Origin of the sequence: Ramlibacter paludis (assembly GCF_022012305.1) — a bacterium.
GTDB classification, from domain to species: Bacteria; Pseudomonadota; Gammaproteobacteria; order Burkholderiales; family Burkholderiaceae_C; genus Ramlibacter; species Ramlibacter paludis.
The window spans coordinates 122,978-147,125 of sequence record NZ_JAKLTM010000002.1 but is presented as its reverse complement, the minus strand read 5'-3'; the positions used below and the strand labels follow the sequence as shown (position 1 = coordinate 147,125).

Annotated in this window: 25 protein-coding genes; 9 read left to right on the top strand and 16 right to left on the bottom strand. The window is 68.0% G+C overall.

Annotated features, from left to right (window positions below):
- Nucleotides 1-9: 9 nt before the first annotated feature.
- The gene (locus tag LZ009_RS07390; RefSeq protein WP_275697267.1) at nucleotides 10-795 is read left to right on the top strand and encodes a 3'-5' exonuclease; all 786 of its coding nucleotides are present in this window, start codon (nucleotides 10-12) and stop codon (nucleotides 793-795) included.
- 96 nt (nucleotides 796-891) lie between these two features.
- Nucleotides 892-2,280: a 23S rRNA (uracil(1939)-C(5))-methyltransferase RlmD gene (gene rlmD, locus LZ009_RS07385; RefSeq protein WP_275697266.1), complete on the top strand. Its 1,389-nt coding sequence runs from the start codon at nucleotides 892-894 to the stop codon at nucleotides 2,278-2,280.
- Nucleotides 2,281-2,323: 43 nt separating this feature from the next.
- Here rlmD and LZ009_RS07380 read toward each other — a convergent pair whose 3' ends face one another.
- On the bottom strand, nucleotides 2,324-3,019 hold the full coding sequence (locus tag LZ009_RS07380) for a Bax inhibitor-1/YccA family protein (protein ID WP_275697265.1): 696 nt from the start codon (nucleotides 3,017-3,019) through the stop codon (nucleotides 2,324-2,326).
- Between the two features lie 118 nt (nucleotides 3,020-3,137).
- Here LZ009_RS07380 and LZ009_RS07375 point away from each other — a divergent pair, with 118 nt between their 5' ends.
- The gene (locus tag LZ009_RS07375; RefSeq protein WP_275697264.1) at nucleotides 3,138-3,545 is read left to right on the top strand and encodes a GlcG/HbpS family heme-binding protein; all 408 of its coding nucleotides are present in this window, start codon (nucleotides 3,138-3,140) and stop codon (nucleotides 3,543-3,545) included.
- A 6-nt stretch (nucleotides 3,546-3,551) separates the two neighbouring features.
- Here LZ009_RS07375 and hemP read toward each other — a convergent pair whose 3' ends face one another.
- The 10 genes from hemP to LZ009_RS07325 form a co-directional block, all read right to left on the bottom strand.
- Nucleotides 3,552-3,740 (bottom strand): hemin uptake protein HemP, encoded by a 189-nt coding sequence (hemP, locus tag LZ009_RS07370; protein WP_275697263.1) that lies wholly within the window; start codon nucleotides 3,738-3,740, stop codon nucleotides 3,552-3,554.
- Complete coding sequence (locus LZ009_RS07365) at nucleotides 3,737-4,150, bottom strand: ExbD/TolR family protein (RefSeq protein ID WP_275697262.1); 414 nt, start codon at nucleotides 4,148-4,150, stop codon at nucleotides 3,737-3,739. Before LZ009_RS07365 ends, hemP begins: the two co-directional genes overlap by 4 nt.
- Nucleotides 4,151-4,152: 2 nt before the next feature.
- Nucleotides 4,153-4,869 (bottom strand): MotA/TolQ/ExbB proton channel family protein, encoded by a 717-nt coding sequence (locus tag LZ009_RS07360; protein WP_275697261.1) that lies wholly within the window; start codon nucleotides 4,867-4,869, stop codon nucleotides 4,153-4,155.
- A gap of 2 nt (nucleotides 4,870-4,871) precedes the next feature.
- On the bottom strand, nucleotides 4,872-5,612 hold the full coding sequence (locus tag LZ009_RS07355; RefSeq protein WP_275697260.1) for an energy transducer TonB: 741 nt from the start codon (nucleotides 5,610-5,612) through the stop codon (nucleotides 4,872-4,874).
- A 45-nt stretch (nucleotides 5,613-5,657) separates the two neighbouring features.
- Nucleotides 5,658-5,900 carry a (2Fe-2S)-binding protein gene (locus LZ009_RS07350; protein WP_275697259.1) on the bottom strand — a complete coding sequence of 81 codons (243 nt, stop codon included), beginning with the start codon at nucleotides 5,898-5,900 and terminating at the stop codon, nucleotides 5,658-5,660.
- An 81-nt stretch (nucleotides 5,901-5,981) separates the two neighbouring features.
- Nucleotides 5,982-6,509 carry a cytochrome b/b6 domain-containing protein gene (locus tag LZ009_RS07345; protein WP_275697258.1) on the bottom strand — a complete coding sequence of 176 codons (528 nt, stop codon included), beginning with the start codon at nucleotides 6,507-6,509 and terminating at the stop codon, nucleotides 5,982-5,984.
- Complete coding sequence (locus LZ009_RS07340; protein WP_275697257.1) at nucleotides 6,509-6,784, bottom strand: PepSY domain-containing protein; 276 nt, start codon at nucleotides 6,782-6,784, stop codon at nucleotides 6,509-6,511. The genes LZ009_RS07345 and LZ009_RS07340 overlap by 1 nt, the downstream gene beginning before the upstream one ends.
- Nucleotides 6,781-7,830 carry an alpha-hydroxy acid oxidase gene (locus tag LZ009_RS07335; RefSeq protein ID WP_275697256.1) on the bottom strand — a complete coding sequence of 350 codons (1,050 nt, stop codon included), beginning with the start codon at nucleotides 7,828-7,830 and terminating at the stop codon, nucleotides 6,781-6,783. Before LZ009_RS07335 ends, LZ009_RS07340 begins: the two co-directional genes overlap by 4 nt.
- 4 nt (nucleotides 7,831-7,834) lie before the next feature.
- On the bottom strand, nucleotides 7,835-8,512 hold the full coding sequence (locus LZ009_RS07330; protein ID WP_275697255.1) for a Fe2+-dependent dioxygenase: 678 nt from the start codon (nucleotides 8,510-8,512) through the stop codon (nucleotides 7,835-7,837).
- A gap of 28 nt (nucleotides 8,513-8,540) precedes the next feature.
- Nucleotides 8,541-10,814: a TonB-dependent receptor gene (locus LZ009_RS07325; RefSeq protein WP_275697254.1), complete on the bottom strand. Its 2,274-nt coding sequence runs from the start codon at nucleotides 10,812-10,814 to the stop codon at nucleotides 8,541-8,543.
- 173 nt (nucleotides 10,815-10,987) lie between these two features.
- On the opposite strand from LZ009_RS07325, the gene LZ009_RS07320 reads away from it, so the two are divergent.
- Both LZ009_RS07320 and feoB read left to right on the top strand, forming a co-directional pair.
- Entirely contained in the window at nucleotides 10,988-11,227 is a 240-nt protein-coding gene (locus LZ009_RS07320; protein ID WP_275697253.1) for a FeoA family protein, read from the top strand.
- Nucleotides 11,224-13,107 carry a ferrous iron transporter B gene (gene feoB / locus LZ009_RS07315; RefSeq protein WP_275697252.1) on the top strand — a complete coding sequence of 628 codons (1,884 nt, stop codon included), beginning with the start codon at nucleotides 11,224-11,226 and terminating at the stop codon, nucleotides 13,105-13,107. Before LZ009_RS07320 ends, feoB begins: the two co-directional genes overlap by 4 nt.
- Here feoB and bfr read toward each other — a convergent pair whose 3' ends face one another.
- From bfr to ppsR, 4 genes are all read right to left on the bottom strand, one after another.
- The gene (bfr, locus tag LZ009_RS07310) at nucleotides 13,108-13,584 is read right to left on the bottom strand and encodes a bacterioferritin (RefSeq protein ID WP_275697251.1); all 477 of its coding nucleotides are present in this window, start codon (nucleotides 13,582-13,584) and stop codon (nucleotides 13,108-13,110) included.
- 74 nt (nucleotides 13,585-13,658) lie between these two features.
- Entirely contained in the window at nucleotides 13,659-15,203 is a 1,545-nt protein-coding gene (gene ahpF / locus LZ009_RS07305; RefSeq protein WP_275697250.1) for an alkyl hydroperoxide reductase subunit F, read from the bottom strand.
- A gap of 78 nt (nucleotides 15,204-15,281) precedes the next feature.
- Nucleotides 15,282-15,854, bottom strand: a complete 573-nt coding sequence (ahpC, locus tag LZ009_RS07300) for an alkyl hydroperoxide reductase subunit C (protein ID WP_275697249.1) — start codon at nucleotides 15,852-15,854, stop codon at nucleotides 15,282-15,284.
- Between the two features lie 122 nt (nucleotides 15,855-15,976).
- On the bottom strand, nucleotides 15,977-16,798 hold the full coding sequence (gene ppsR / locus LZ009_RS07295) for a posphoenolpyruvate synthetase regulatory kinase/phosphorylase PpsR (protein ID WP_275697248.1): 822 nt from the start codon (nucleotides 16,796-16,798) through the stop codon (nucleotides 15,977-15,979).
- 147 nt (nucleotides 16,799-16,945) lie between these two features.
- Here ppsR and ppsA point away from each other — a divergent pair, with 147 nt between their 5' ends.
- On the top strand, nucleotides 16,946-19,339 hold the full coding sequence (gene ppsA / locus LZ009_RS07290; RefSeq protein ID WP_275697247.1) for a phosphoenolpyruvate synthase: 2,394 nt from the start codon (nucleotides 16,946-16,948) through the stop codon (nucleotides 19,337-19,339).
- Between the two features lie 9 nt (nucleotides 19,340-19,348).
- On the opposite strand, the gene LZ009_RS07285 is transcribed toward ppsA, so the two are convergent.
- The gene (locus tag LZ009_RS07285; RefSeq protein WP_275697246.1) at nucleotides 19,349-19,924 is read right to left on the bottom strand and encodes a hypothetical protein; all 576 of its coding nucleotides are present in this window, start codon (nucleotides 19,922-19,924) and stop codon (nucleotides 19,349-19,351) included.
- Between the two features lie 129 nt (nucleotides 19,925-20,053).
- Between LZ009_RS07285 and LZ009_RS07280 the strand changes: the two genes are divergently transcribed.
- The 3 genes from LZ009_RS07280 to LZ009_RS07270 are packed head-to-tail and all read left to right on the top strand — an operon-like array spanning nucleotide 20,054 to nucleotide 24,121.
- Nucleotides 20,054-20,302 carry a DUF4212 domain-containing protein gene (locus LZ009_RS07280; RefSeq protein ID WP_430300203.1) on the top strand — a complete coding sequence of 83 codons (249 nt, stop codon included), beginning with the start codon at nucleotides 20,054-20,056 and terminating at the stop codon, nucleotides 20,300-20,302.
- Nucleotides 20,295-22,361 carry a VC_2705 family sodium/solute symporter gene (locus LZ009_RS07275; RefSeq protein ID WP_275697245.1) on the top strand — a complete coding sequence of 689 codons (2,067 nt, stop codon included), beginning with the start codon at nucleotides 20,295-20,297 and terminating at the stop codon, nucleotides 22,359-22,361. The genes LZ009_RS07280 and LZ009_RS07275 overlap by 8 nt, the downstream gene beginning before the upstream one ends.
- A 59-nt stretch (nucleotides 22,362-22,420) precedes the next feature.
- On the top strand, nucleotides 22,421-24,121 hold the full coding sequence (locus LZ009_RS07270) for an MFS transporter (protein WP_275697244.1): 1,701 nt from the start codon (nucleotides 22,421-22,423) through the stop codon (nucleotides 24,119-24,121).
- Nucleotides 24,122-24,148 lie beyond the last annotated feature (27 nt).

Below are 24,148 nucleotides of genomic sequence, written 5' to 3'. Positions count from 1 at the left end.
AGTGCCGCCATGCCGTGGCCCGTACTTGTTTTCGACATCGAATCCATCCCTGACGTCGCCGGATTGCGCACCCTGCGCGGGGCGCCTCCGGACCTGGACGACGCCGCCGTCTACGCCCAGTGGGCGCAGGAGCGCAAGGACGAAGGCAAGAGCGACTTCATGCCGCTGCACCTGCAGCGCATCCTGGTCATCAGCTGCGTATTCCGCAACGCCGAGGGCTTGCGCGTGCACTCCTTCGTCGACCGGGACGACAAGAGCGAAGGCAAGGTCGTCCAGAATTTCTTCAATTCCATCGACAAGCATTCGCCGCAGCTGGTGAGCTGGAACGGCGGCGGTTTCGACCTGCCGGTGCTGCACTACCGGGGCCTGCGCCACGGCGTCGTGGCCGGCAAGTACTGGGACATGGGCGAAGACGACCGCGAGTTCAAGTGGAACAACTACATCAGCCGCTACCACATGCGGCACCTGGACCTGATGGACCTGCTGGCGATGTACCAGCCGCGTGCCAGCGCACCGCTGGACGCCATGGCCAAGTTGTGCGGCTTCCCGGGCAAGCTCGGGATGGACGGCTCGCAGGTGTTCAACGCCTACCGCGAAGGCAAGCTGGACGAGATCCGGCGCTACTGCGAAACCGACGTCATGAACACCTACCTGCTGTACTGCCGCTTCCAGAAGATGCGCTGCGGCTTCACCGAGGCCGAATACGAGCAGGAGATCGCCTTCGTCAAGCAGAGCCTGGGCGCGCTGGCGCCCGACGAGCCGCACTGGCAGGAGTACCTGGCGGCATGGGGCTGATCCGCCGCTTCCTGCGCCTGGCCTTCTGCACGCTGGCCCTGGCGTCCGCCTGCACGGACTCGTCGGCCGGCGACGCCGGCCTGAGACAATCGGGGCATGACGGAACAGAAGGAACGGCCGGCGCTGCCTGAGGGCTGGCTGGAAATCGAATCGCTGGACATCGAGGCCCAGGGCGTGGCCCGGCGGCCCGACGGCAAGGTGGTGTTCGTCGACGGCGCGCTGCCCGGCGAACTGGTGACGGTCAACGTCCACCGCAGGAAGAACAACTGGGAACAGGCTTCGCTGGTCGAGGTGCACCGCGAGTCGGCGCAGCGCGTGCGTCCGCGCTGCCCGCATTTCGGCCTGCACGAGGGCGCCTGCGGCGGCTGCAAGATGCAGCACCTGCACCTGGGCGCGCAGGTGGCGATCAAGCAGCGCGTGCTCGAGGACAACTTGTGGCACCTGTCCAAGGTCAAGGCCGACACGATCCTGCCGGCGATCGAGGGGCCGGGCTGGGGCTACCGCTGGCGCGCGCGCTTCAGCGTGCGCCACGTGCGCAAGAAGGGCGCGGTGCTGGTGGGCTTCCACGAGCGCAAGAGCCGCTACGTCGCCGACATCAAGGAATGCCACGTGGTGCCGGCGCACGTCAGCGACCTGCTGCTGCCGCTGCGCGCGCTGATCGCATCCATGGACGCCATCGAGACCTGCCCGCAGATCGAGCTGGCCTGCGGCGACCGCGTCACGGCGCTGGTGCTGCGCCACCTGGAACCGCTCAGCGCCGGTGACCTGGCGAAGCTGCGCGCCTTCGCGGTGGAACATCCCGGCGTGCAGTGGTGGCTGCAGCCGAAAGGGCCGGACACGGTCAAGCTGCTCGATGAAGGCGGCGATGCGCTGGACTACGCGCTGCCGGAGTTCGGCATCACCATGCCGTTCCGGCCGACCGACTTCACGCAGGTCAACCCGCACATCAACCGCGTGCTGGTCGACCGCGCGCTGCGCCTGCTGGCGCCGCAGCGCCAGGAACGCGTGATCGACTGGTTCTGCGGGCTCGGCAACTTCACGCTGCCGCTGGCCACGCGTGCCGGCGAGGTGCTGGGCATCGAAGGCAGCGAGGCGCTGGTGGCGCGCTCGCGCGAGAACTACGCCTTGAATGCGCAGGAGCAGCCGCTGGCGCCCACCACCTTCGCCGCGCGCAACCTGTTCGAGATGACGCCGCAGCAGCTGGTGGAAGACGGCCACGCCGACCGCTGGCTGGTGGATCCGCCGCGCGAGGGCGCCTTCGCCCTGGCCAAGGCGCTGGCCGACCTGCACCAGGACCCATCCTTGCGCGGGGCCTGGAAGCCGCCCAAGCGCATCGTCTACGTGAGCTGCAATCCGGCGACCCTGGCGCGCGACGCGGGCCTGCTGGTGCACCAGGCGGGCTATGCCTGCAGCGCGGCGGGGGTGGTGAACATGTTCCCGCACACGGCGCACGTGGAGTCGATCGCGGTGTTCGATCTCCAATGAAAAAGGGGCCGCGGAGGCCCCTTTTTCCTGGTGCGCGACGCGCTCAGTCGTCGCCGGACGTGATGCCCAGGATCATCAGCAGGCTCTGGAAGATGTTGAACAGATCCAGGTACAGCGCCAGCGTGGCGTTGATGTAGTTGGTCTCGCCGCCGTCGATGATCTGCTTCAGGTCGTACAGCATGTACAGGCTGAAGAGGCCGATGGCCAGCGTGCTGATCACCAGCATGCCGGTGGTGGAGCCGATGAACACGTTGACGATGGCGCCGATCATGATCACCAGCGCGCCGGCGAACAGCCACTTGGACATGCCGGACAGGTCGCGCTTGATCACGGTGGAGAGCGTGGCCATCACGAAGAACACACCGGCGGTGCCGCCGAATGCCGTCATCACCAGGCCGGTGCCGTTCTTGAAGCCCAGGACCATCGCGATCAGCCGCGACAGCATCAGGCCCATGAAGAAGGTGAAGCCAAGCAGCACCGCCACGCCGGCGGCGGAATCCTTGGTCTTCTGGATGGCGTACATGAAGCCGAAGGCGCCGCCCAGGAACACGATCAGGCCGATGCCGCCGGTGAGGTTGCGGGTGATGCCGGTCGCCACGCCCAGCCAGGCACCCAGCACGGTGGGGATCAGGCTCAGGGCCAGCAGCCAGTAGGTGTTGCGCAGGACCTTGTTGCGCTGCTCCAGCGAGGCAACTTCGCCGTAGCCTAGGGTCTGGACCGTCTCGACGCTATCGTTCATGGACATCTCCTGGGGCTGTACACAGCCGTTAGATGGGCGCATTCTAGGTTGGTTCAAGCGGATTCGGCCAGATGGCCCGGAACGCGGGCGCTATGCTTCGCGTTTTCCCCGACAGATCATGAAAACCAAGCATTTTCTCGAAGCGGCCGACGTGAAAGCCGTGATGGCTGCCGCCGAAGCCGAAGCTCTGGCCAACAAATGGGCCGTCACCATCGCCATCGTCGACGACGGTGGCCACCTGCTGGCGCTGCAGCGCCTGGATGGGGCCGCCGCCGTTTCCGCCCACATCGCGCCGGCGAAGGCGCAGACCGCGGCGCTGGGCCGGCGCGAAAGCCGCGTCTACGAGGAGATCATCAACGGCGGCCGCGTCTCCTTCCTGTCGGCGCCGGCGCTGCAAGGCATGCTGGAAGGCGGCGTTCCGATCGTGAAGGACGGCCAGTGCATGGGCGCCGTCGGCGTGAGCGGCGTGAAGTCGACCGAGGATGCGCAGGTCGCGCGCGCCGGCATCGCGGCGCTGGGGCTTTGAAGCCGCCTATTTCGTCAGTATGAGCTTGCCCAGGCGCGTGGCCTGCAGCCGGTAGACCTCGCCGTTGTGCGAGATCTCGACCAGCCGGCGGCCTTGCAGCAATTGCTCGCTGGGAAGCGGCTGCGGCCGGTTCGGATCGGTTTCCGGCCCGTTCCGTTCGCCGGCCGGCTCCGGGCGTTCGCCGGCCGTTTTCATGGCGCCTTCGGCTCCGTGATGAAGCCGATCTTTTGCAGCCCCGAGCGCTGCGCCGCGGCCATCGCCTGCGCCACCAGCTCGTAGCGCGCATCCTTGTCGCCGCGGATGTGCAGCTCGGGTTGCGGCAGGCGCGCGGCCTCGGCCTTGAGGCGCAGCTCCATCTCCTGTTCGGACACGCGCTGCTCGTTCCAGTAGTACTCGCCCGCGGCATTCACGGAGAGCCGGATGGTCTGCGGCTTCACCTGCTGCGGCGTATTGCTGGCGCGCGGCAGGTCGATGTTGACCGCGTGCTTCATCACCGGCACGGTGATGATGAAGATGATCAGCAGCACCAGCATGACGTCCACCATGGGCGTCATGTTGATCTCGTTCATCACCTCGTCGGTGTCGTCCGTGGTGCCGAAGGCCATGCTCAGGCGCCCTTCTTCATGGGCACGACGCGGGCGGCGGCGCCGGCGGCCGAAACGCGCGAGCCCATCACGAAGTAGGCGTGCATGTCGTGGGCGAAGCGATTGAGCTTGCCCAGCACGCCCTTGTTGCCGCGCACCAGCGCGTTGTAGCCCAGGACCGCGGGAATGGCGACCGCCAGGCCCAGGGCCGTCATCACCAGCGCCTCGCCGATCGGGCCGGCCACCTTGTCGATGGTCGCCTGGCCGGCGGCGCTGATCGACAGCAGCGCGTGGTAGATGCCCCAGACCGTGCCGAACAGGCCGACGAAGGGCGCGGTGGAGCCCACCGAGGCCAGCACGGCGAGGCCGGACTGCATGCGCGCGGTGGCTTCGTCGATGGAGTTGCGCAGCGTGCGCGTCATCCAGTCGCTGGCGCTCAGCGAATCGTGCAGCTGCGCCTGGGCGTTGTGGTGCGCGGAGGCTTCGCGGCCTTCCAGGGCGAGGTTGCGGAACGGGTTGGCCGGATCGGTGCCCAGCTTGTTCAGGCCGTCGGCGAAGTCGGCCGCGTGCCAGAAGCTTTCGATCTTGCGCGACTGGCCGGCGTAGCGGCGCAGGTCCAGGACCTTGATGATGATGACGATCCAGGAGGCCAGCGACATCCCCAGCAGCAGCAGCGCCACCGCGCGGGTGACGATGTCGCCCTGGTTCCAGAGGTTGACGAGGCCGAATTGCGAATCCATCTTTATTGTTCCAGGACGAAGTTGATCGGGACGGTGAACCACATGGTCTCGGCCACGCCGTTGCGCTTGCCGGGCACGTAGCGCCACTTCAGGACGGTGGCGACGGCGGCCTGGTCCAGCCGGTCGTAGCCGCTCGACTTCCTGACTTCCGCCTTCTGCGCGCTGCCGTCGGCGGCGATGAGCACGTGGACCAGCACGCTGCCTTGTTCGCCCAGGCGCTTGCTCACGGGCGGGTAGGCCGGCTTGGGGTTGTTCAGGTAATCGGCGTCGCTGGACGGCATTTCCACCCGGGGCGGAGCCGGCGGGGCCGGCGGGGCCGGCGGCGCGACGGCCGCCGCGATCGGTGGGGCCGGCGGCTGCGGCGCGACGATGCCCGTCGGGGCGTTCGGCGCCGGCGTCGGGTCGGCGATGGCGACCGGCTGCGGTGCGGGCGGCAGGCTGGGTGCTTTAGGCGTGGCCTGCTGCTTCACCGGCTGCGGCGGCTGCGCCTTGGGCTGGGGCGGCGGCGGTTCGACCTTCGGCTCGGCCGGCGTGATGATTTCGCTGATCAGCGCGGCGGGAACCACGACCTCGACCACGCGGCGCAACAGGCCTGCCTGCAAGGCCCAGAGGGCCGCGACGTGGAAGAGGACGACGCCGCCGACGATCAGTGCGTTGCGGCTCAGGCGCGGTTCGGGTCCTGCCTGCGGAGGCGGGGAGCCGGCAAATCCGAATCCGCCTGCCGGCGTGGGAATGCTGCTCATGGCGTCAATCGCTGAGGGCCCACCAGGCGGAACCCAGGACGAGGATCAGGCCGATGCCGAGGGCGAGGAGTTCCATGCTGCGCTTTCCTTGATGCGGCTAGCGAGCTGGATGGCGGCGACCGGGTGGGTGGCGCTGCACTGGGCCACCACGTCGCGGGCGCAGCTTTCGCATTGCCCGCACTGGGTGGCCACGCCGAGTTCGAACTGGATGTCGTCGAAGTCCATCCCGGCCCGTGCATGGCTGGCGATTTCGCGGTCGGAAACACGGCGGCAGACGCAGACGATCATGGAACTGGCTTTGGCTGGCGGTTGAACAATGTGTGGCTTGATTATAAATGCGAATCCTTCGCATTTGCAATGCCTATGGATTCAAGGGATATCGCCGGGCGCCGGAGGCCGCTTGTCGCCGTGCACCATGGCCGCGACCAGGCTCTCGCGGTGCTTGCGCGAGGCATGAATCACGCCGGCGAGGTGCAGCACCACCAGCACCAGGAGCGACCAGCCCAGCCATTGGTGGGTGCGGTCCAGCCAGGCCTCGCCCCAGAACCGGTCGGTGGAATAGAGCCAGCCGCTCAAGCCCAGCAGGGCGACGACGCTCCAGAGCACGACGGCCATCCAGCCGCCCAGGGGGTTGTGGCCGAGGTGGCGGGGCGCGCTGCCGTCGGCGAGCCGACGCGCATAGGCGAGGGTGGACGACGGGCTGCGGAGGAAGTTTGAGAAGCGGGCATAAGGGCTGCCCGCGAAGCCCCAGGCGACGCGAGTGACGACCAGCGCCAGGGCGAGGTAACCGAGCGGCTCGTGCCAGCGCAGCCCGGCCTGGGTCGTGACCCAGGCGGCCGCGCAGGTGGCGGCCAGCGCCCAGTGGAGGGCGCGGACCGCGCCGTCCCAGACGCGCATCACTTCTTCTGCTTGACCGCGCCGACCAGCTCGAAGGTCTTGGGGTTGTAGAACTTCTCGGCGCGCTCGTTCTTCTCGTCGAAGCCGTAGACCTCGTAGCAGCCGTTTTCGACCTTCACCTGGCGCACCTTCTTCCAGCCGTCGGTCTCCAGCTTGGCCTTGAGTTCCATCTGGGGCTTCCATTCGGCCTTGGGCACGTCGCACTTGAATTCGCCGTGGGCGAAGGCGGAAGCGCCGAGGGTGAGGGCCGCGATAGCGGTGAGGAGGGATTTCATGATGTCCTTTCGCAGGTGGGTGGTGAAGAGAGATCGGTACAGCCGCACAGCGCCATGGCCAGTTCCAGTTCGTCGCGCAGCAGGCGCAGCACGTGCGCCACGCCCAGCGCGCCGGCATTGGCCAGTCCCCAGACCGCGGGGCGGCCGACCAGCACGGCACGGGCGCCGAGCGAAATGGCCTTGAGCACGTCGGTGCCGCGGCGGATGCCGCCGTCGGCCAGCAGGGGAAGCGCGCCGCCGACGGCGTCGGCAATGCGCGGCAGCATGGTGGCGGTGGCGGGCGCGCCATCGAGCGTGCGGCCGCCGTGGTTGGAGACGACGAGCGCAGCGGCGCCGCTGGCCTGCGCCGCACGCGCGTCGTCGGGATGCAGGACGCCTTTGACCACCACGGGTAATGGCGCGTGGGCACACAGCCATTCGAGCTCGCGCCAGGTCGGTGCGGTGGCGCAGAGGTCGGCCAGCGAACTGTCGCCCGAAGTCGCGGGCGCGTTCGGCGTGGCCATCCCGGCGGGCAGGCGGAAGCCGGTGCGCACCGGCGCGTCGACGGTGAGGACCAGGGCCTCGTAGCCGGCAGCGCGCGCGCGCTCGATCACGGCGCGCAGCAGGCCGCGGTCCGCCAGCCAGTAAAGCTGGAACCACAGGGGCCCGCGGCCCGCGTCGGACCGCACCGCATCGGCCACGGCTTCCAGCGGCGTGCTGGCCTGCATGCTCAGGACCATGCCCGCCTCCTGCGCGGCCGCGGCCATGGCGGTGCCCAGTTCGGCATCCGCGTGCGCGAGGCGCTGGTGGGCCAGCGGCGCAACGAGCAGCGGGCAGGCCAGGGTGCGACCGAGCAACTCGGTGCGCGTGTGCAGGCCGGCGAGCGGCGCCAGGACGCGGGGCAGCAGCGTCCATGCGTCCCAGGCGGCGCGGTTGTGGCGCGCGGTGAGACCGTCCCCGGCCGCGCCACAAAGGTAATCCCACGCCGCCGCGTCCAGCGTCGCCCGGGCGTGGCGCTCGTGGTCCGCAAGCGTGGCCAGGCCGGCCGGGAGGGATTGCAATTCCACGGCCTCAGGTCTCCGACCACATCCGCAGGAGGTTGTGGTACGTGCCGGTCAAGGCGACCGTGGCGGGACTGTCGCCCTCGCGCTGGCGCAGCGTGGTGAGCGCCTGGTCGAACTCCAGCAGCAGCCGGCGCTGTTCGGCGCTGCGCACCAGGCTCTGCACCCAGAAGAAGCAGCCGACGCGCTCGCCGCGCGTCACCGGCCGCACCTCGTGGACGAGCGACGCGGGATAGAGCACGGCCTGGCCGGCCGGCAGCTTCACCGACTGCTCGCCGTCCGGGCCGTGCAGCACCAGCTCGCCGCCGTCGTAGGCGTCGGGATCGCTGAAGAAGACGGTGCACGACAGGTCGGTGCGCACGCGCAGGCCGTTCTCGCCGAAGCGCACCGCGCTGTCCACGTGCGGGCCATAGTGGTTGGCCTCGCCGCGATAGCGGTTGAACCGCGGCGGATAGATGCGGGCCGGCAGGGCGGCCGCCAGGAACATGGGCGACCCGTCGAGCGCCTGCAGCACCAGCGCGCTCAGTTGGCGCGCCTCGGCACAGTCGCGCGGCATCTGCGTGTTGTTCTTGGCCTGGGCGGCCTGCGCGCCGGCGCTGTCGCGCCCGTCGGCCCATGGTGCGCGCGCAAGCAGCGGGCGGGCCCGCGCGAGGGCCTGCGCATCCAGCAGGGAGAAGTTCAGGAGCATGGCGGCGGCTTTGCCCTCGTTGGAATGGCTAGAACTTCACGCCCAGCGACAGCTGCACCAGCCGGCCCGCGCCGGGCACGTAATGCCCGCGGTAGAGCGATTCGGCGTAGTACTTGTCCGTGACGTTGCTCACGTTGCCGCGCAGCGTGACGTCCGGCGTGACGGCGTACTCGGTCATCAGGTCGCCGGTGACGAAGCCGGGCGCCTCCCACGCCGGCGCCGTGACGTCGGCGGGCGACTGCGGGCTGCGGAAGTTGAGGCCGGCGCCCACGCGCCATTGCCCGTTGACCTGGTAGGTGGTCCACACCGTGCCGCTGTGCTTCGGCGACAGCCCGGGACGATCGCCTTCGCGGTTGCCCACGGTGTTGACGGTCGAGGCGGCATCGTCCACCACGGCGACCGGCAGCCACTGGTAAGAGCCGTAGACCTCCCAGCGTGGCGTGATGCGGCCGGAAAAGTCGATCTCGACGCCGGCGGAATGGCGCTTGCCGGACAGCAGCAGCCGCGTCGCGGCCGTGTCGGCGTCGGTGTTGCGTTCGTTCTTCTTGGTGGAGCGGAAGATGGCGACCCGCGTGGTGAAACGCTTGTCCGCCGAGTCGAAGGTGCCACCGACCTCGATGTTCTCGCTCTGCTCGGGCGGGGTGTTGGCCGAGAGCGCGTTGTACGAATAGGTGTCGCCCGAGGTGTTGAACGAGGTGCCGTAGGAGAAGTGGAAGGACGTCGTGTCCGTCGGCTGGTACAGCACGCCGAAGCGCTTGCTCCAGTCGGACACGGTCTGTCCGTAGCTCGTGGTCGTGACGGGGCCGGGCGCAGTCGCGGGGATCGCGTAGCTGTTGTACTGCCCGCGCATGTGGTCGTAGCGCAGTCCGCCCAGCAGCTTCCAGTGCGGCGCGACTTGCAGCAGGTCCTGCGCATAGATGCCCACCGCGTCGTTGGTGAAGTCGTTGTTGTCGCGGAAGACGCGCCGGCCCTCGTCGACCCAGGCGCCGTCGTCGGGCGTGCCGGCCACCGTGGTCGGCTTGGCGAGGTTCACGCCGCCCTGCGCCGCGGTGCGCGCCGCGTAGACGATCTTCTTTTCGCGCGCGTAGTCGACGCCGGCCGTCACCTGGTGGCGCAGGCCCCAGGCGTCGAACTTGGCGCTGAGGTCGCTTTGCGCCTGCAGCACGTCCATGTCCTGCACCTTGAGGTTCGTGCCGCGGGTGAAGACGGTGCCGGGGCCGAAGGTCGACAGATCAGCCGCGGCGCCGCCTGGCTGCAGGGCAGCCGCCGCGAAGCGGATCGCGCTGGCGCGCAGGTCGCGCGTGAACTCGCCCTTGCGCACCAGGGTCTTCACTTCCACGTCGGGGCTGAAGCGGTGGATCCAGCCGAGCGTCGCGATCTTCGCGCTGCCATCGTTGTAGTCGCTGGCCATGCCGAAGTAATCGGTGGGCTTGAGCCCGCGGATGATCGTGTTGCTGGCCGTCGTGTCGCTGGCATTGGGCTTGATCCACGGCAGGCCGTAGTTGATGCCGTTGTGGTTGTCCAGCCAGTAGAGCGCGCCGTAGAACTCGTTGTCGGTGCCGATGCCGAAGCGGTAGGAGCCCGAAAGGCCCTTCTTGTCGATGCTGGAGCCCGAGCCGTTGTTGTCGGCCTGGTTGCCCATCGCGGTGATGCGCAGCGCCGAGGTCTCGCCGGTGCGCTTGTTGAAGTCGCCCGTGACGCGCACGTAGGAATGGTTGCCCACCGTGGTGACGACTTCGCTCTCGTCGACGAGCTGGGGCACCTTGCTCACCTGGTTGACGGCCCCGCCCGTGGAGCCGCGGCCGAACAGCATCGAGGCCGAGCCGCGCAGCACTTCCAGGCGGTCGAGGTTGAAGGTGTCGCGGTCGTAGAACGCCGGGTCGCGCATGCCGTCGAGGAAGATGTCGCCGCTGGTGGCCAGCGAGAAGCCGCGCAGGCGGATGTCTTCCTCGCCGCCCTCTGCGGCCTGGAAGGTGACGCCGGCCGTCTGGCGCAGCGCATCCTTGACGGTATCGATGTTGCGGTCGTCCATCAGCTTCTCGGTGACCACGGTCATGGACTGCGGGATGTCGCGCACGGCTTGCGTGCCCTTGCCGATGCTGGTCTGGGTCGCGCGCAGCGAATCCTTGCCTTGCGGCGCCTCGGCCTTTTCCTTCACCGTCACCGGGGCCAGGGTCTTGCCTTCGGGCGCCGGCTGTGCCGACTGGGCCCAGCTGCCCATCGATGCCGCCAGCATCATCGCGCCCAGCGGCAGCAGGGCGGTTTCGGACGACGCCTTCGGCGTCGGGACGTTCTTCTTCATGAATGCCAACCTTGTTTTGTCGTTTGGAGAGAAGGCTGGCTGGGCGCCCGGCGAGGCGCGAAGGTTTGGCTGGCCCGGATTCGGCGGCGATTGTAACGCAAATGCGAATTGTTCCTATTTGAGAAAGCAGGTCATCCGCATTAGAATGCGAATAGTTCTTATCTGGAGATGGCATGACAGTCGAAAGACTGGACCAGGCGCCCCTTGGACGGGTTTTCACCGTCCGCCACGTGGAAGCGGACCCGCAAGTGCCGGAGCGTGCGCGCCAGCTGGAGGAGATCGGCTTCTTCCCGGGCGAGCAGGTGACGGTGATGACCCGCGGCTTCCCCGGCGGCGACCCGCTGGTCGTGCGCATCGGCCAGTCGACCTTCGCGCTGCGCGGGGCCGAGGCTGCCTGCGTGCGCGTGGCATGAACGAAGCCATCATCCACATGCATCCGCCGGGCCGCCTCGCGGCCCTGGTCGGCAATCCGAACGCCGGCAAGACCGCGCTGTTCAACCGCCTGACCGGCAGCCACCAGAAAGTGGCCAACTACGCCGGCGTCACCATCGAGCGCAAGGAAGGCAAGCTCACGCTGCCTTCGGGGAAGTCGGTGCGCGTGCTCGACCTGCCGGGCACCTACAGCCTGCATCCGCGCTCGCCCGACGAGCGCATCACCTGCGAAGTGCTGCTCGGCCAGGCGACGGGCGAGAAGCGGCCTGACCTGGTGGTCTGCGTGGTCGATGCCACCAACCTGCGGCGCGGCCTGCGGCTGGTGCTGGGCATCCGCCGCATGGGACTGCCTTGCGTGGTCGCGCTCAACATGGCCGACCTAGCCGCCAGCCGCGGCATCAAGCTGGATCCGCAAGCGCTGTCGCGCGAGCTGGGCGTGCCGGTCGTGAGCACGGTGGCCGTGCAAGGCGAGGGCGACGTCGCGCTGCGCGAATTGCTGGAGCAGCCGGAAGTCTGGAAGCCCCAGGGGCCCGTGGCTGCCGAACTGCCTGGCGCCGTCGAAGTGCCGGACCACGAAGCGGTGCGCGCCATCCTGCGCCGCCTGGGCCTCGACGATGTCGCCCCGCACCTCGCGAGCGACCGGATCGACCGCATCGTGCTGCATCCGGTGATCGGCCCGTTGCTGCTGGCGGTGCTGCTGTTCCTGGTGTTCCAGGCCGTGTTTGCCTGGGCCGAACTGCCCAAGTCAGTCATCGAAGGCGCGACCGAGTGGCTGGGCAAGGGCGTGGGCGCGCTGCTGCCCGAGGGCCACCTGCGCAGCTTCATCACCGATGGCCTCATCGCCGGCGTCGGCGGCGTGCTGGTGTTCCTGCCGCAGATCCTGATCCTGTTCTTCTTCATCCTCGTGCTGGAAGAGTCGGGCTACCTGCCGCGCGCGGCCTTCCTGCTCGATCGCATCATGGGCGGCGTGGGCCTTTCGGGCCGCTCCTTCATCCCGCTGCTTTCCAGCTTTGCCTGTGCCATCCCCGGCATCATGGCCACCCGCACCATCGCCAATCCGCGCGACCGGCTGGTGACGATCATGATCGCGCCGATGATGACCTGCTCCGCGCGGCTGCCGGTCTACGCGCTGCTGATCGGCGCCTTCATCCCGCGGCGCGAAGTCGGCCCCGGCATCGAGCTGCAAGGCCTGGTGCTGTTCCTGCTGTACGTCGCGGGCATCCTGGGTTCGCTGGCCGTGGCGTGGGTGCTCAAGCGCACCACCGGCCGCGGCCAGGTGCGCGCGCTGATGATGGAACTGCCCACCTACCACTGGCCGCACGTGCGCAACGTGGCGCTGGGCCTGTGGCAGCGCACGGTGATCTTCCTCAAGCGCGTGGGCGGCATCATCCTGGTGCTGACGATCGCGCTGTGGTTCCTGGCGAGCTTCCCCGGCGCGCCCGAAGGCGCGACGCAGCCGGCCATCGAGTACAGCTTTGCCGGCATGCTGGGCAAGGCGCTGGCCGTGGTGCTGGCGCCCATCGGCTTCAACTGGCAGATCAGCATCGCGCTGGTGCCGGGCCTCGCCGCACGCGAAGTGGCGGTGAGCGCGCTGGGAACGGTCTACGCGCTGTCGGCGACGGGCGAGGACACGGCCGGCGCGCTGGCCCCGCTGATCGCCCAGAGCTGGAGCCTGGCGACCGCGCTGTCGCTGCTGGCCTGGTACGTGTTCGCGCCGCAATGCCTGGCGACGCTGGCCACGGTCAAGCGCGAAACGGGGGGCTGGAAGTGGCCCGCCGTGATGGCGGGCTATCTCTTCGCGCTGGCCTACGCGGCGTCGTTCATCACTTACCGCGTCGCCATCGCTTTCGGCCTGGGCTGATTACTCGGGCGAGCCCATCTGCGACTGCAGGTAGTTCTGCAGTCCCACCTTGGCGATCAGGTCGATCTGGGTTTCGAGGTAGTCGATGTGCTCCTCGGTGTCCTCGAGGATGCGCTCCAGGATCTCGCGCGAGATGTAGTCGCGCACCGCTTCGCAATGCGCGATGCCGACCTTCACGGCCGCCTGCGCGCCGCGCTCGCTCTTCAGGTCGCAATCGAGGATCTCGGGCACGTCCTCGCCCACCATCAGCTTGCCCAGGTCCTGCAGGTTGGGCAGCGCGTCCAGGAACAGGATGCGCTCCATCAGCTTGTCGGCGTGCTTCATCTCGCCGATCGACTCCTCGTATTCCTTCTTCGCCAGCTTGTCGAAGCCCCAGTGCTTGAGGATGCGGTAGTGCAGGAAGTACTGGTTGGTCGCGGTGAGCTCGTTCTTGAGCTGCGCCTGCAGGTGCTGGATGACTTGGGGATCGCCTTGCATGGCCGGGTACTCCGGTTGTGATTTATGCAGGCGATTGTGGCGCAAGTGCGGGGGCATTGCGCCCCCGCGCCAGGTCAATTGCGGATCAGGTGATCGAAGGCGCCGAGCGCCGCCTTCGCGCCGTCGCCGGCCGCGATGATGATCTGCTTGAACGGCACCGTCGTCGCGTCGCCGGCGGCGAACACGCCGGGCACCGAAGTGGCGCCCTTCGCGTCGACGACGATCTCGCCATGCTTGGAGAGCTCCACCGCGCCCTTGAGCCATTCGGTGTTGGGCACCAGGCCGATCTGCACGAACACGCCTTCGAGCTCGATCTTGTGGATCTCGCCCGTCGCGCGGTCCTTGTAAGCCAGGCCGTTCACCTTCTGGTCGCCGGTGATCTCGGTGGTCTGCGCGTTGGTGATCACCGTGGCGTTGGGCAGGCCGCGCAGCTTGCGCTGCAGCACTTCGTCGGCGCGCAGCTTGGTGTCGAACTCGATCAGCGTCACGTGCGCCACCAGGCCCGCGAGGTCGATCGCGGCCTCGACGCCCGAATTGCCGCCGCCGATGACGGCCACGCGCTTGCCCTTGAACAGCGGACCGTCGCAGTGCGGGCAATAGGCCACGCCCTTGTTCTTGAATTCCTTCTCGCCCGGCACGTTGATGTTGCGCCAACGCGCGCCGGTGGAAATCACCACCGACTTCGCCTTCAGCGAGGCACCGTTCTCGAGCTCCACCTCGATCAGGCCGGAACCCGTCTTCAGCGCCTTGGCGCGCTGCAGGTTCATGATGTCGACCTCGTAGTTGCGCACGTGCTCCTCGAGCGCCAGCGCGAAGCGCGGGCCCTCGGTTTCCTTGACGGAGATGAAGTTCTCGATGCCCAGCGTGTCCAGCACCTGGCCGCCGAAGCGCTCACTGGCGATGCCGGTGCGGATGCCCTTGCGCGCCGCGTACACCGCCGCCGCGGCGCCGGCCGGGCCGCCGCCGACGATCAGCACGTCGAAGGGATCTTTGGCGGCGATCTTCTTCGCTTCCCGCTCGGCGCCGGAGGTGTCGACCTTGGCCAGGATCTCCTCCAGGCTCATGCGGCCATTGCCGAACATGGTGCCGTTCAGGAACACGGTGGGCACGCCCATGATCTCGCGTTCCTTGATCTCGTCCTGGAACAGGCCGCCTTCGATCATGGTCGCCTTGATGCGCGGGTTCTGCACCGCCATCAGGTTCAGCGCTTGCACCACGTCCGGGCAGTTGTGGCAGGTGAGGGAGACGTAGACCTCGAACTCGAAGTCGCCGTCGAGCGCGCGGATCTGGTCCAGCAGCGCCTGTTCCACCTTGGGCGGATAGCCGCCGACCTGCAGCAGCGCCAGCACCAGGGAAGTGAATTCGTGCCCCATGGGCAGGCCGGCAAAGCGCGGGCCGTGGCTTTCGCCCGGGCGGTTGATCGAGAAGGAAGGCGTGCGGTAAGGGCCGCCGGCGGTCTCGCTGACCGTCACGCGCGGGGACGCTTCCTGGATGTCCTTCAGCAGCGCGCGCATCTCCCCCGAAGCCGGAGTCTCGTCGAGGGAAGCGACGATCTCCACCGGCTGGGTCATGCGTTCCAGGTAGGCGGCGAGTTGGGCTTTGAGGTTGGCGTCGAGCATGGGAAATCCTTGTTCTTGAAAGCAAAAAGGCCCGGGGCGCGCAGCGGCGCCCCGGGCCTGAGGCGCAATGTGGCTTGCTTAGATCTTGCCGACCAGGTCCAGGGACGGTTTGAGCGTCTCGGCGCCTTGCTCCCACTTGGCGGGGCAGACTTCACCCGGGTGGGCGGCGACGTACTGGGCGGCCTTCAGGCGGCGCAGCGTCTCCTTGGCATCGCGGCCGATGCCGTTGTCGTGCACTTCGATCGTCTTGATCTTGCCTTCGGGGTCGATCACGAAGGTGCCGCGCAGGGCCAGGCCGGTGTCCTCGCCTTCGGTGATCAGCACCTGGAAGAAGCGGGCCAGCTGGTGCGAGGGGTCGCCGACCAGGGGGTACTGCACCTTCTTGATGGTGTCGGAGGTGTCGTGCCAGGCCTTGTGGGTGAAGTGGGTGTCGGTGGACACGCCATAGACTTCGGCGCCCAGCTTCTGGAATTCGGCGTAGTTGTCGGCCAGGTCGCCCAGCTCGGTGGGGCAGACGAAGGTGAAGTCGGCCGGGTAGAACACCACGACGGACCACTTGCCCTTGAAGCTCTGCTCGGTCACGGGCACGAACTTGCCCTTGTGGTACGCGGTGGCGGAGAAGGCGGGGATTTCGGTGTTGATCAGGGACATTGTTTTCCTCTATTGCTGAGTCGGCGCTCATGAACTGCGCCTATGGAGAAGCATAAGGGCATTTCGGGCCCCTTCCCATTGAAAGGGGCCATGGAGGCTTTAGGCGCTGCCTATGGCGGAGGTCAGTAGTCCAGCCGCTCGGGCCGGATCTCCTGCAGGATGGTCGTCGCGATCTCTTCGATCGACTTGGTGGTGGTCGAGAGCCAGCGGATGCCCTCGCGCCGCATCATGGCTTCCGCCTCGGCCACTTCGTGACGGCAGTTGTCGAGCGCGGCGTACTTCGAGTTGGGGCGGCGCTCGTTGCGGATTTCGCTCAGCCGCTCCGGCTGGATGGTCAGGCCGAAGATCTTCTTGCGATGCGCCACCAGCGACGGCGGCAGCTGGCGGCGGTCGAAGTCTTCCGGGATCAGCGGGTAGTTCGCCGCCTTCAGCCCGTGCTGCATGGCCAGGTAGAGCGAGGTCGGCGTCTTGCCGCTGCGGCTGACGCCCACCAGGATCACGTCGGCCTGCTCGAGGTCGCGGTTGCTCTGGCCGTCGTCGTGCGCGAGGCTGAAGTTGATCGCCTCGATGCGGTCGTGGTATTCCTTGCTCTTGCTGACGTCGGAGAAGCGGCCCACGCGGTGGCTCGACTTCATGCCCAGCTCGATCTCCAGCGGCCGCACGAAGGTGCCGAACATGTCGAGCACCATGGCCTTGCAGCCTTCCTCGATCACCTGCAGCACCTCGACGTTCACGAGCGTGGTGAAGACGACCGGCTTGCGGCCCTCGAGCTCCGCCGCATGGTTGACCTGCCGCACCACCTGGTGCGCCTTGTCGACCGTGTCGATGAAGGGCAGCCGCACGTGGCGCGGCTTGAATTCGAACTGGGCGAGGATGGCGTTGCCGAAGGTTTCGGCGGTGATGCCGGTGCCGTCGGAGACGAAAAAGACCGTGCGGGTGTGCATGCGATGGGAGCCTACAATTCTGCCCATTATCCGAATTCCCAGCCGCATGCTCCCCCGCCGCCCATTCGAACAAGCACAAAGCCCAGCGGTGGGGCATGTCGCAGCGCGCGAGCGCGCAGACCCAGTTTCAACTTCCGGAGTCTTCCCATGTCTGCACGCTTTTCTGCGACCGCCCTGGTCGTACCGTTTGAGAACCTGAGAATGACCGACGTCGAGGCGGTCGGCGGCAAGAACGCCAGCCTCGGCGAAATGATCTCGCAGCTGCCCGAGGGCGTGCGCGTGCCGACCGGCTTTGCGACCACCGCCCACGCCTTCCGCGAGTTCCTCAAGCACGGCGGCCTGGACGCGCGCATCCAGCAGCGCCTGGACACCCTGGACACCGAAGACGTGCGCGCGCTGGCCGCCGCGGGCGCGGAGATCCGCGGCTGGGTCGAGGCGCAGCCTTTCCCGCCCGACCTGGAGCAGGCGATCCGTGCCGAGTTCGAGAAGCTCGCGGGCGGCAACGCCCAAGCGAGCTTCGCCGTGCGCTCGTCGGCCACCGCCGAAGACCTGCCCGATGCTTCCTTCGCCGGCCAGCAGGAGACTTTCCTCAACGTGGTCGGCATCGACACCGTGCTGCACAAGATGAAGGAGGTCTTCGCCTCCCTCTACAACGATCGCGCCATCAGCTACCGCGTGCACAAGGGCTTTGCGCACGCCGGCGTCGCGCTGTCGGCCGGCGTGCAGCGCATGGTGCGCTCCGACCTGGGTGCCGCCGGCGTCATGTTCACCATCGACACCGAGTCGGGCTTCGACCAGGTCGTCTTCATCACCTCCAGCTACGGCCTGGGCGAAACGGTGGTGCAGGGCGCCGTGAACCCCGACGAGTTCTACGTGCACAAGCCGATGCTGGCGGCCGGCAAGCGCGCGGTGATCCGCCGCAACCTCGGCTCCAAATTGATCCAGATGGTGTTCGCGAGCGACGCCGAGCGCGCGCAAGGCGGCAAGCTGGTGAAGACGGTCGATGTGCCGCTGGAGCAGCGCAACCGCTATTCGCTCACCGATGCCGACGTCGAGGCGCTGGCGCGCTACGCGCTGGTCATCGAGAAACACTACGGCCGCCCGATGGACATCGAGTGGGGCAAGGACGGCAACGACGGCCAGCTCTACATCCTGCAGGCGCGCCCCGAGACGGTGAAGAGCCAGCAGCAGGGCAAGGCCGAGATGCGCTACAAGCTCAAGGGCCGCGGCACGATCCTGGCGGAAGGCCGCGCCATCGGCCAGAAGGTCGGCACCGGCCCCGTGCGCCTGGTGCACAGCACCGCGGAGATGGACAAAGTGCAGGCCGGCGACGTGCTCGTCACCGACATGACCGACCCGAACTGGGAGCCGGTGATGAAGCGCGCCAGCGCCATCGTCACCAACCGCGGCGGCCGCACCTGCCACGCGGCGATCATCGCGCGCGAGCTGGGCATCCCCGCCGTCGTCGGCTGCGGCGACGCCACCGAGAAACTGGTCGACGGCACGCTGGTCACGGTCAGCTGCGCCGAAGGCGATACCGGCTTCATATACGACGGCCTGCTGGAAACCGAGGTGACCGAGGTGCAGCGCGGCGAGATGCCGGAGATCGCCACCAAGATCACGATGAACGTCGGCAACCCGCAGCTGGCCTTCGACTTCGCGCAGCTGCCGAACCACGGCGTCGGCCTGGCCCGCCTCGAATTCATCATCAACAACAACATCGGCGTCCATCCGAAGGCGATCCTCGACTACCCGAATGTCGACGCGGACCTGAAGAAGGCGGTGGAGTCGGTTGCACGCGGCCACGCATCCCCGCGCGCCTTCTACGTCGACAAGGTCGCCGAGGGCGTCGCGACGATTGCCGCGGCCTTCTGGCCCAAGCCGGTGATCGTGCGCCTGTCGGACTTCAAGTCCAACGAGTACCGCAAGCTGATCGGCGGCAGCCGCTACGAGCCGGAGGAAGAGAACCCGATGCTGGGCTTCCGCGGCGCGGCGCGCTACATCAGCGGCGAGTTCCAGGAAGCCTTCGCGATGGAATGCGAGGCGCTGGTGCGCGTGCGCAAGGACATGGGCCTCACCAACGTGCAGGTCATGGTGCCTTTCGTTCGCACGCTCAAGCAGGCCGAGCGCGTGACCCAGCTGCTCGCGCAGCAGGGCCTGGCCCGCGGCCAGGACGACCTGAAGCTGATCATGATGTGCGAGGTGCCCAGCAACGCCATCCTGGCCGACGAGTTCCTCGAATACTTCGACGGCTTCTCGATCGGGTCCAACGACCTCACGCAGCTCACGCTGGGCCTCGACCGCGATTCGGGCCTGGAGCTGCTGGCGGCCGATTTCGACGAACGCGATCCGGCCGTGAAGGCCATGCTGTCGCGCGCCATCCAGGCCTGCGTGAAGGCGGGCAAGTACGTCGGCATCTGCGGGCAGGGCCCCAGCGACCACCCGGACTTTGCAGTGTGGCTGGTGGAGCAGGGGATCGCTTCGATCTCGCTGAACCCCGACAGCGTCATTGCGACCTGGCAGCGTCTCGCGGCCAAGTGAGCATCGCGCTCACTGCACCCGCTGGGTCTCGACCTCGCGGGTGAACTGCGCGGCCAGTTCCGGGCCCACCATGACGCGCAGCACCTTGGCCGTGCTGCGCACCGCCGCCGTGAATTCGGGTGCGGTGGTGGCCGCTTCGAGCCGCGGGCAGAGGTCGTCGGCGGCCGGGCCGAGCATGTCCTTCAGGCGGTCGACCGCGAAGCGCTGGGCCTGTCCCAGCGGCACCTCCTGGTCGCCCAGGTCGGCGGCGAAGCCGGGATAGGACGAATCGCTGCCGCCCAGCGGCGCGGGGGTGGAACCGGGACCGAAGCCGGAGTTGCCCCACACCGGCAGCAGCGGTGCGGTCGCGCTGGGCGGGCCGGGGCGGGGGTCGCCGCGCTCGATGTAGCCGGCCTGTTCCAGCTGGTCCAGCAGCATGTCGGGATCACCTAGGACCTTCCCCAGCTGCGCGAGTTCGTCGCAGCTGCGGCGGCCGTTCACCAGGATGAGCATGGAGCGCTGGCGCGGCGTGAGTTCCCCATGGCGCGTCGCGATGGCTTCCGCGCCCTTGGGAGACTTGTGATACGTAACACTTTTGTCCAGCATGGCAACGACGTGGGCCGGGACGGGCCCGAGGTCGGTACGCCGGCAAGGATACGCCAGCCGGCGGCCCGAAGGCGCCCTGTCGGAAATACCTACGCCCTTTGGCTGAGCCAGGTGCGATGATGGCTGGCCATGGATGACCAGGGAACGACCGAGCCGCTGAACCGCCGCGTGTTCGCGCTCAAGGCCGGCCTGCTGGCCGTCTGGGCGCTGGTCAGTTTCGGCGCCTGCTACTTCGCCCGCGACCTGCGGTTCTCGCTGGGGCCGTGGCCTTTCAGCTACTGGTTCGCGGCGCAGGGCGCGCTGGTCGCCTTCATCGCCATCGTGGTGTTCTACGCCTGGGCGATGCGCCGGCTGGTTCCGGAAGACGACGGTGCCTGAGCGCGGGCGCGCCTACGAGCGCCGCCTGCATCGCATCCTGGCGTCGTTCATCGCCGGCTTCATCGCCTTCCTGCTGCTGCTGGCGTGGGCCGAGCAGCATGGCCTCACGCGCTTCTGGATCGGCCCGATCTTCCTGTTCGCCACGGTGATGATGTACGCGGTGATCGGCATCCGCAGCCGCACCACCGACCCCGAGGAGTACTACGTCGCCGGGCGCCGCATCCCGCCCATGTACAACGGCATGGCGGCGGCGGCCGACTGGATGAGTGCCGCCTCCTTCATCAGCATGGCCGGCGGCCTCTACCTCCAGGGCTTCGGCGGCTCGCAGGGCCAGGCCGGCGGTCTCGCCTACGTGCTGGGCTGGACCGGCGGCTTCTGCCTGGTGGCGCTGCTGATCGCTCCGCACCTGCGCCGCCTGAACCTGTACACCGTGCCCGAATACTTCGAGGTGCGCTTCGGCGGCCGCGCCCCGCGCATCATCGCGGCGCTGGCGGCGGTGCTGTGCTCCTTCGTCTACGTGGTGGCGCAGATCTACGGCATCGGGCTCATCGCATCGCGGCTGACCGGCGTGCAGTTCGAGATCGGCATCCTGCTGGGCCTGGGCGGCGTGCTCCTGTGTTCCTTTCTGGGCGGCATGAAGGCCATCACCTGGACGCAGGTGGTGCAGTACGTGGTGCTGCTCCTCGCCTTCCTGATCCCGGTGTCCTGGCTCGCCTACAAGCAGCTTGGCAATCCGGCCGCGCCGCTGGTGTACGGCGCGCAGCTGTCGAAGATCACCGAGCTCGAGGCGCGCATCGCTGCCGACCCCAAGGAGCGCGAGGTGGCGGCCATCTTCGCGAAGCGCGCGCGCGAGTACGAGGCCCGCCTGCAGGACGTGGAAGGCGCGCTGCAGCGCGAGCGCGCCGCCGCGCAGGAGCGGGTGCGGCGGCTGAAGGCGCAGGGCGCCGATTCGGCGGAGGTCCTGCAGGCCAGCCGCGCGCTGGCCGCCTTGCCCAAGACGCCGGCGGCGGCGCGCGAAGCGTGGACCCGTGCCATGCAGGAAAGCCAGGAACGCGCCCGTCCGCTCGGCGGCGTGCCCGCGCATGCGCAGCCTTTTGCCGGTGATCCCGATGGCACGCCTCAGGAGCAGGAAGCGTTCACCACGACGCGCCGCAACTTCCTCGCGCTGATGTTCTGCCTGATGGTCGGCACCGCCGGCCTGCCGCACCTGCTCACGCGCTACTACACCACCCCCAGCGTCGCCGCCACGCGCTCCTCGGTCGCGTGGTCGCTGGTGTTCATCGCGCTGGTCTACGTGAGCGCGCCGGCACTTGCCACGCTGGTGAAGTTCGAGGTGATGAACAACCTGGTGGGCAGCAGCATCGACGCGCTGCCGCCCTGGATCGCGCAGTGGGCGCGAGTGGACGGCTCGCTGATCTCGGTGGCCGACGTCAACGGCGACCACGTGCTGCAGTGGGGCGAGATCCGCCTGGGCGCCGACCTGATCATGCTGGCCACGCCGGAACTGGGCGGGCTGCCGTACGTGATCTCGGGGCTGGTCGCCGCCGGCGGACTGGCCGCGGCGCTGTCCACCGCCGACGGCCTGCTGCTCACGATCAGCAATGCGCTGGTGCGCGACATCTTCTGCCACGAGGTCAAGCCGGACCTGCCGCCACACGAGCGCGTGATCCTGTCGAAATTCGCGCTGATGGGCGTGGCGCTGGTGGCGGCGCTGGTGGCCACGGCCAAGCCGGCGGAGATCCTCACCATGGTGTCGGCGTCGTTCTCGCTGGCGGCCTCGGCCTTCGTGCCGGCGATGCTGCTCGGCATCCTGTGGCGTGGCGCCACGCGTCGCGGTGCCGTCGCGGGCATGCTGGCCGGCCTGTCCGTCACGCTGTTCTACATGCTGGTCAACGCAAGCGGCGTGCGTGCGGCGCTCGGACTGCCGCCGGGGCAGGAGCTGTGGTTCGCCATCCAGCCGCTGTCGGCCGGCGTCTTCGGCGTGCCGGCCGGCCTGGCGGTCACCTGGCTGGTGAGCGTGCTGGATCCTAGGGATCACCCCATCAGGGTTTCTCCCTGAGCCGTCAGTCTTCCGTCAGTCGGGCTTCCGAGACTCGCGATTCCACAAGAGGAGACAACATGGCAACAGCTTCCACTGCAGACGGGATGGCCGCACGCGCGGACGCGCCCATGACGAGAGAGGAGAAGAAAGTCATCTTCGCCTCGTCCCTGGGTACGGTATTCGAGTGGTACGACTTCTACCTGTACGGGTCCCTCGCCGCCATCATCGGCGTGCAATTCTTCGGGGGCCTGGACCCGACGTCGCAGTACATCTTCGCGCTGCTCGCGTTCGCCGCCGGCTTCCTGGTGCGCCCCTTCGGCGCGCTGGTGTTCGGCCGCCTCGGCGACATGATCGGGCGCAAGTACACCTTCCTGGTCACCATCCTGATCATGGGTGCGTCGACCTTCATCGTCGGCCTGCTGCCCGGCTACAAGTCGATCGGCATCGCCGCGCCGCTGATCCTGATCGCGCTGCGCCTGCTGCAGGGCCTGGCCCTCGGCGGCGAGTACGGCGGTGCCGCGACCTACGTCGCGGAGCACGCGCCGCACGGCAAGCGTGGTGCCTACACCTCGTGGATCCAGACCACGGCGACGCTGGGCCTGTTCATGTCGCTGCTGGTGATCCTGGGCGTGCGCGAATCCATGGACCCCAAGGCCTGGGCCGAGTGGGGCTGGCGCATTCCCTTCCTGGTGTCCATCGTGCTGCTGGGCATCTCGGTGTGGATCCGCCTGAGCCTCAACGAGTCGCCGGCCTTCCAGAAGATGAAGTCCGAGGGCAAGACCTCGAAGGCTCCGCTGTCCGAGTCCTTCGGCCAGTGGAAGAACCTGAAGATCGTGATCCTGGCGCTGCTGGGCCTGACCGCCGGCCAGGCCGTGGTCTGGTACTGCGGCCAGTTCTATGCCCTGTTCTTCCTGACCACGATCGCCAAGGTGGACGTGACCACGGCCAACCTGCTGATCGCGGCATCGCTCCTGATCGGCACGCCCTTCTTCGTCGTGTTCGGCGCGCTCTCGGACAAGATCGGCCGCAAGCCGATCATCATGGCCGGCTGCCTGATCGCCGCGCTGACCTACTTCTCGGTGTTCCCGATGCTGATGAAGGCCGCCAACCCGGCGCTGGTGGCCGCGCAGCAGGCCTCCAAGGTCACCATCACGGCCGACCCGGCGCAGTGCTCCTTCCAGGGCAGCCCGATCGCGCGCGAGATCGACTTCACCAGCTCCTGCGACATCGCCAAGCGCACGCTGACCCAGGCCTACATCCCGTACGAGAACAAGGTCGGCCCGGTCGGCTCGCCTGCCACCATCTCGCTGGGCGACAAGGTCTTCACGGCGCCGACGGCGACGCTCAACGCCGAGCGCCACGGCTTCTCCGCCGAGTCCAAGACCGCCATCGACGGCTTCAAGAAGCAGGTGGGCGAGAGCGCCAAGGCCGCCGGCCTGATGCAGACGGCGGACAAGGAGAAGATGAACAAGGGCATGGTCCTGGTGCTGCTGGTCTTCCTGGTGATCCTGGTCACCATGGTCTACGGCCCGATCGCCGCCATGCTGGTGGAGCTGTTCCCCACGCGCATCCGCTACACCTCGATGAGCCTGCCGTACCACATCGGCAACGGCTGGTTCGGCGGCCTGCTGCCGACCACCGCCTTCGCCATGGTGGCCGCCACCGGTGACATCTACTACGGCCTCTGGTACCCGGTGATCGTGGCCACCGCCACCTTCATCATCGGCATGCTGTTCATCCGCGAGACCAAGGACGTGGACATCTACGCCCGCGACTGACGGCGCCCCTGCATCGAGCTCCAAGGC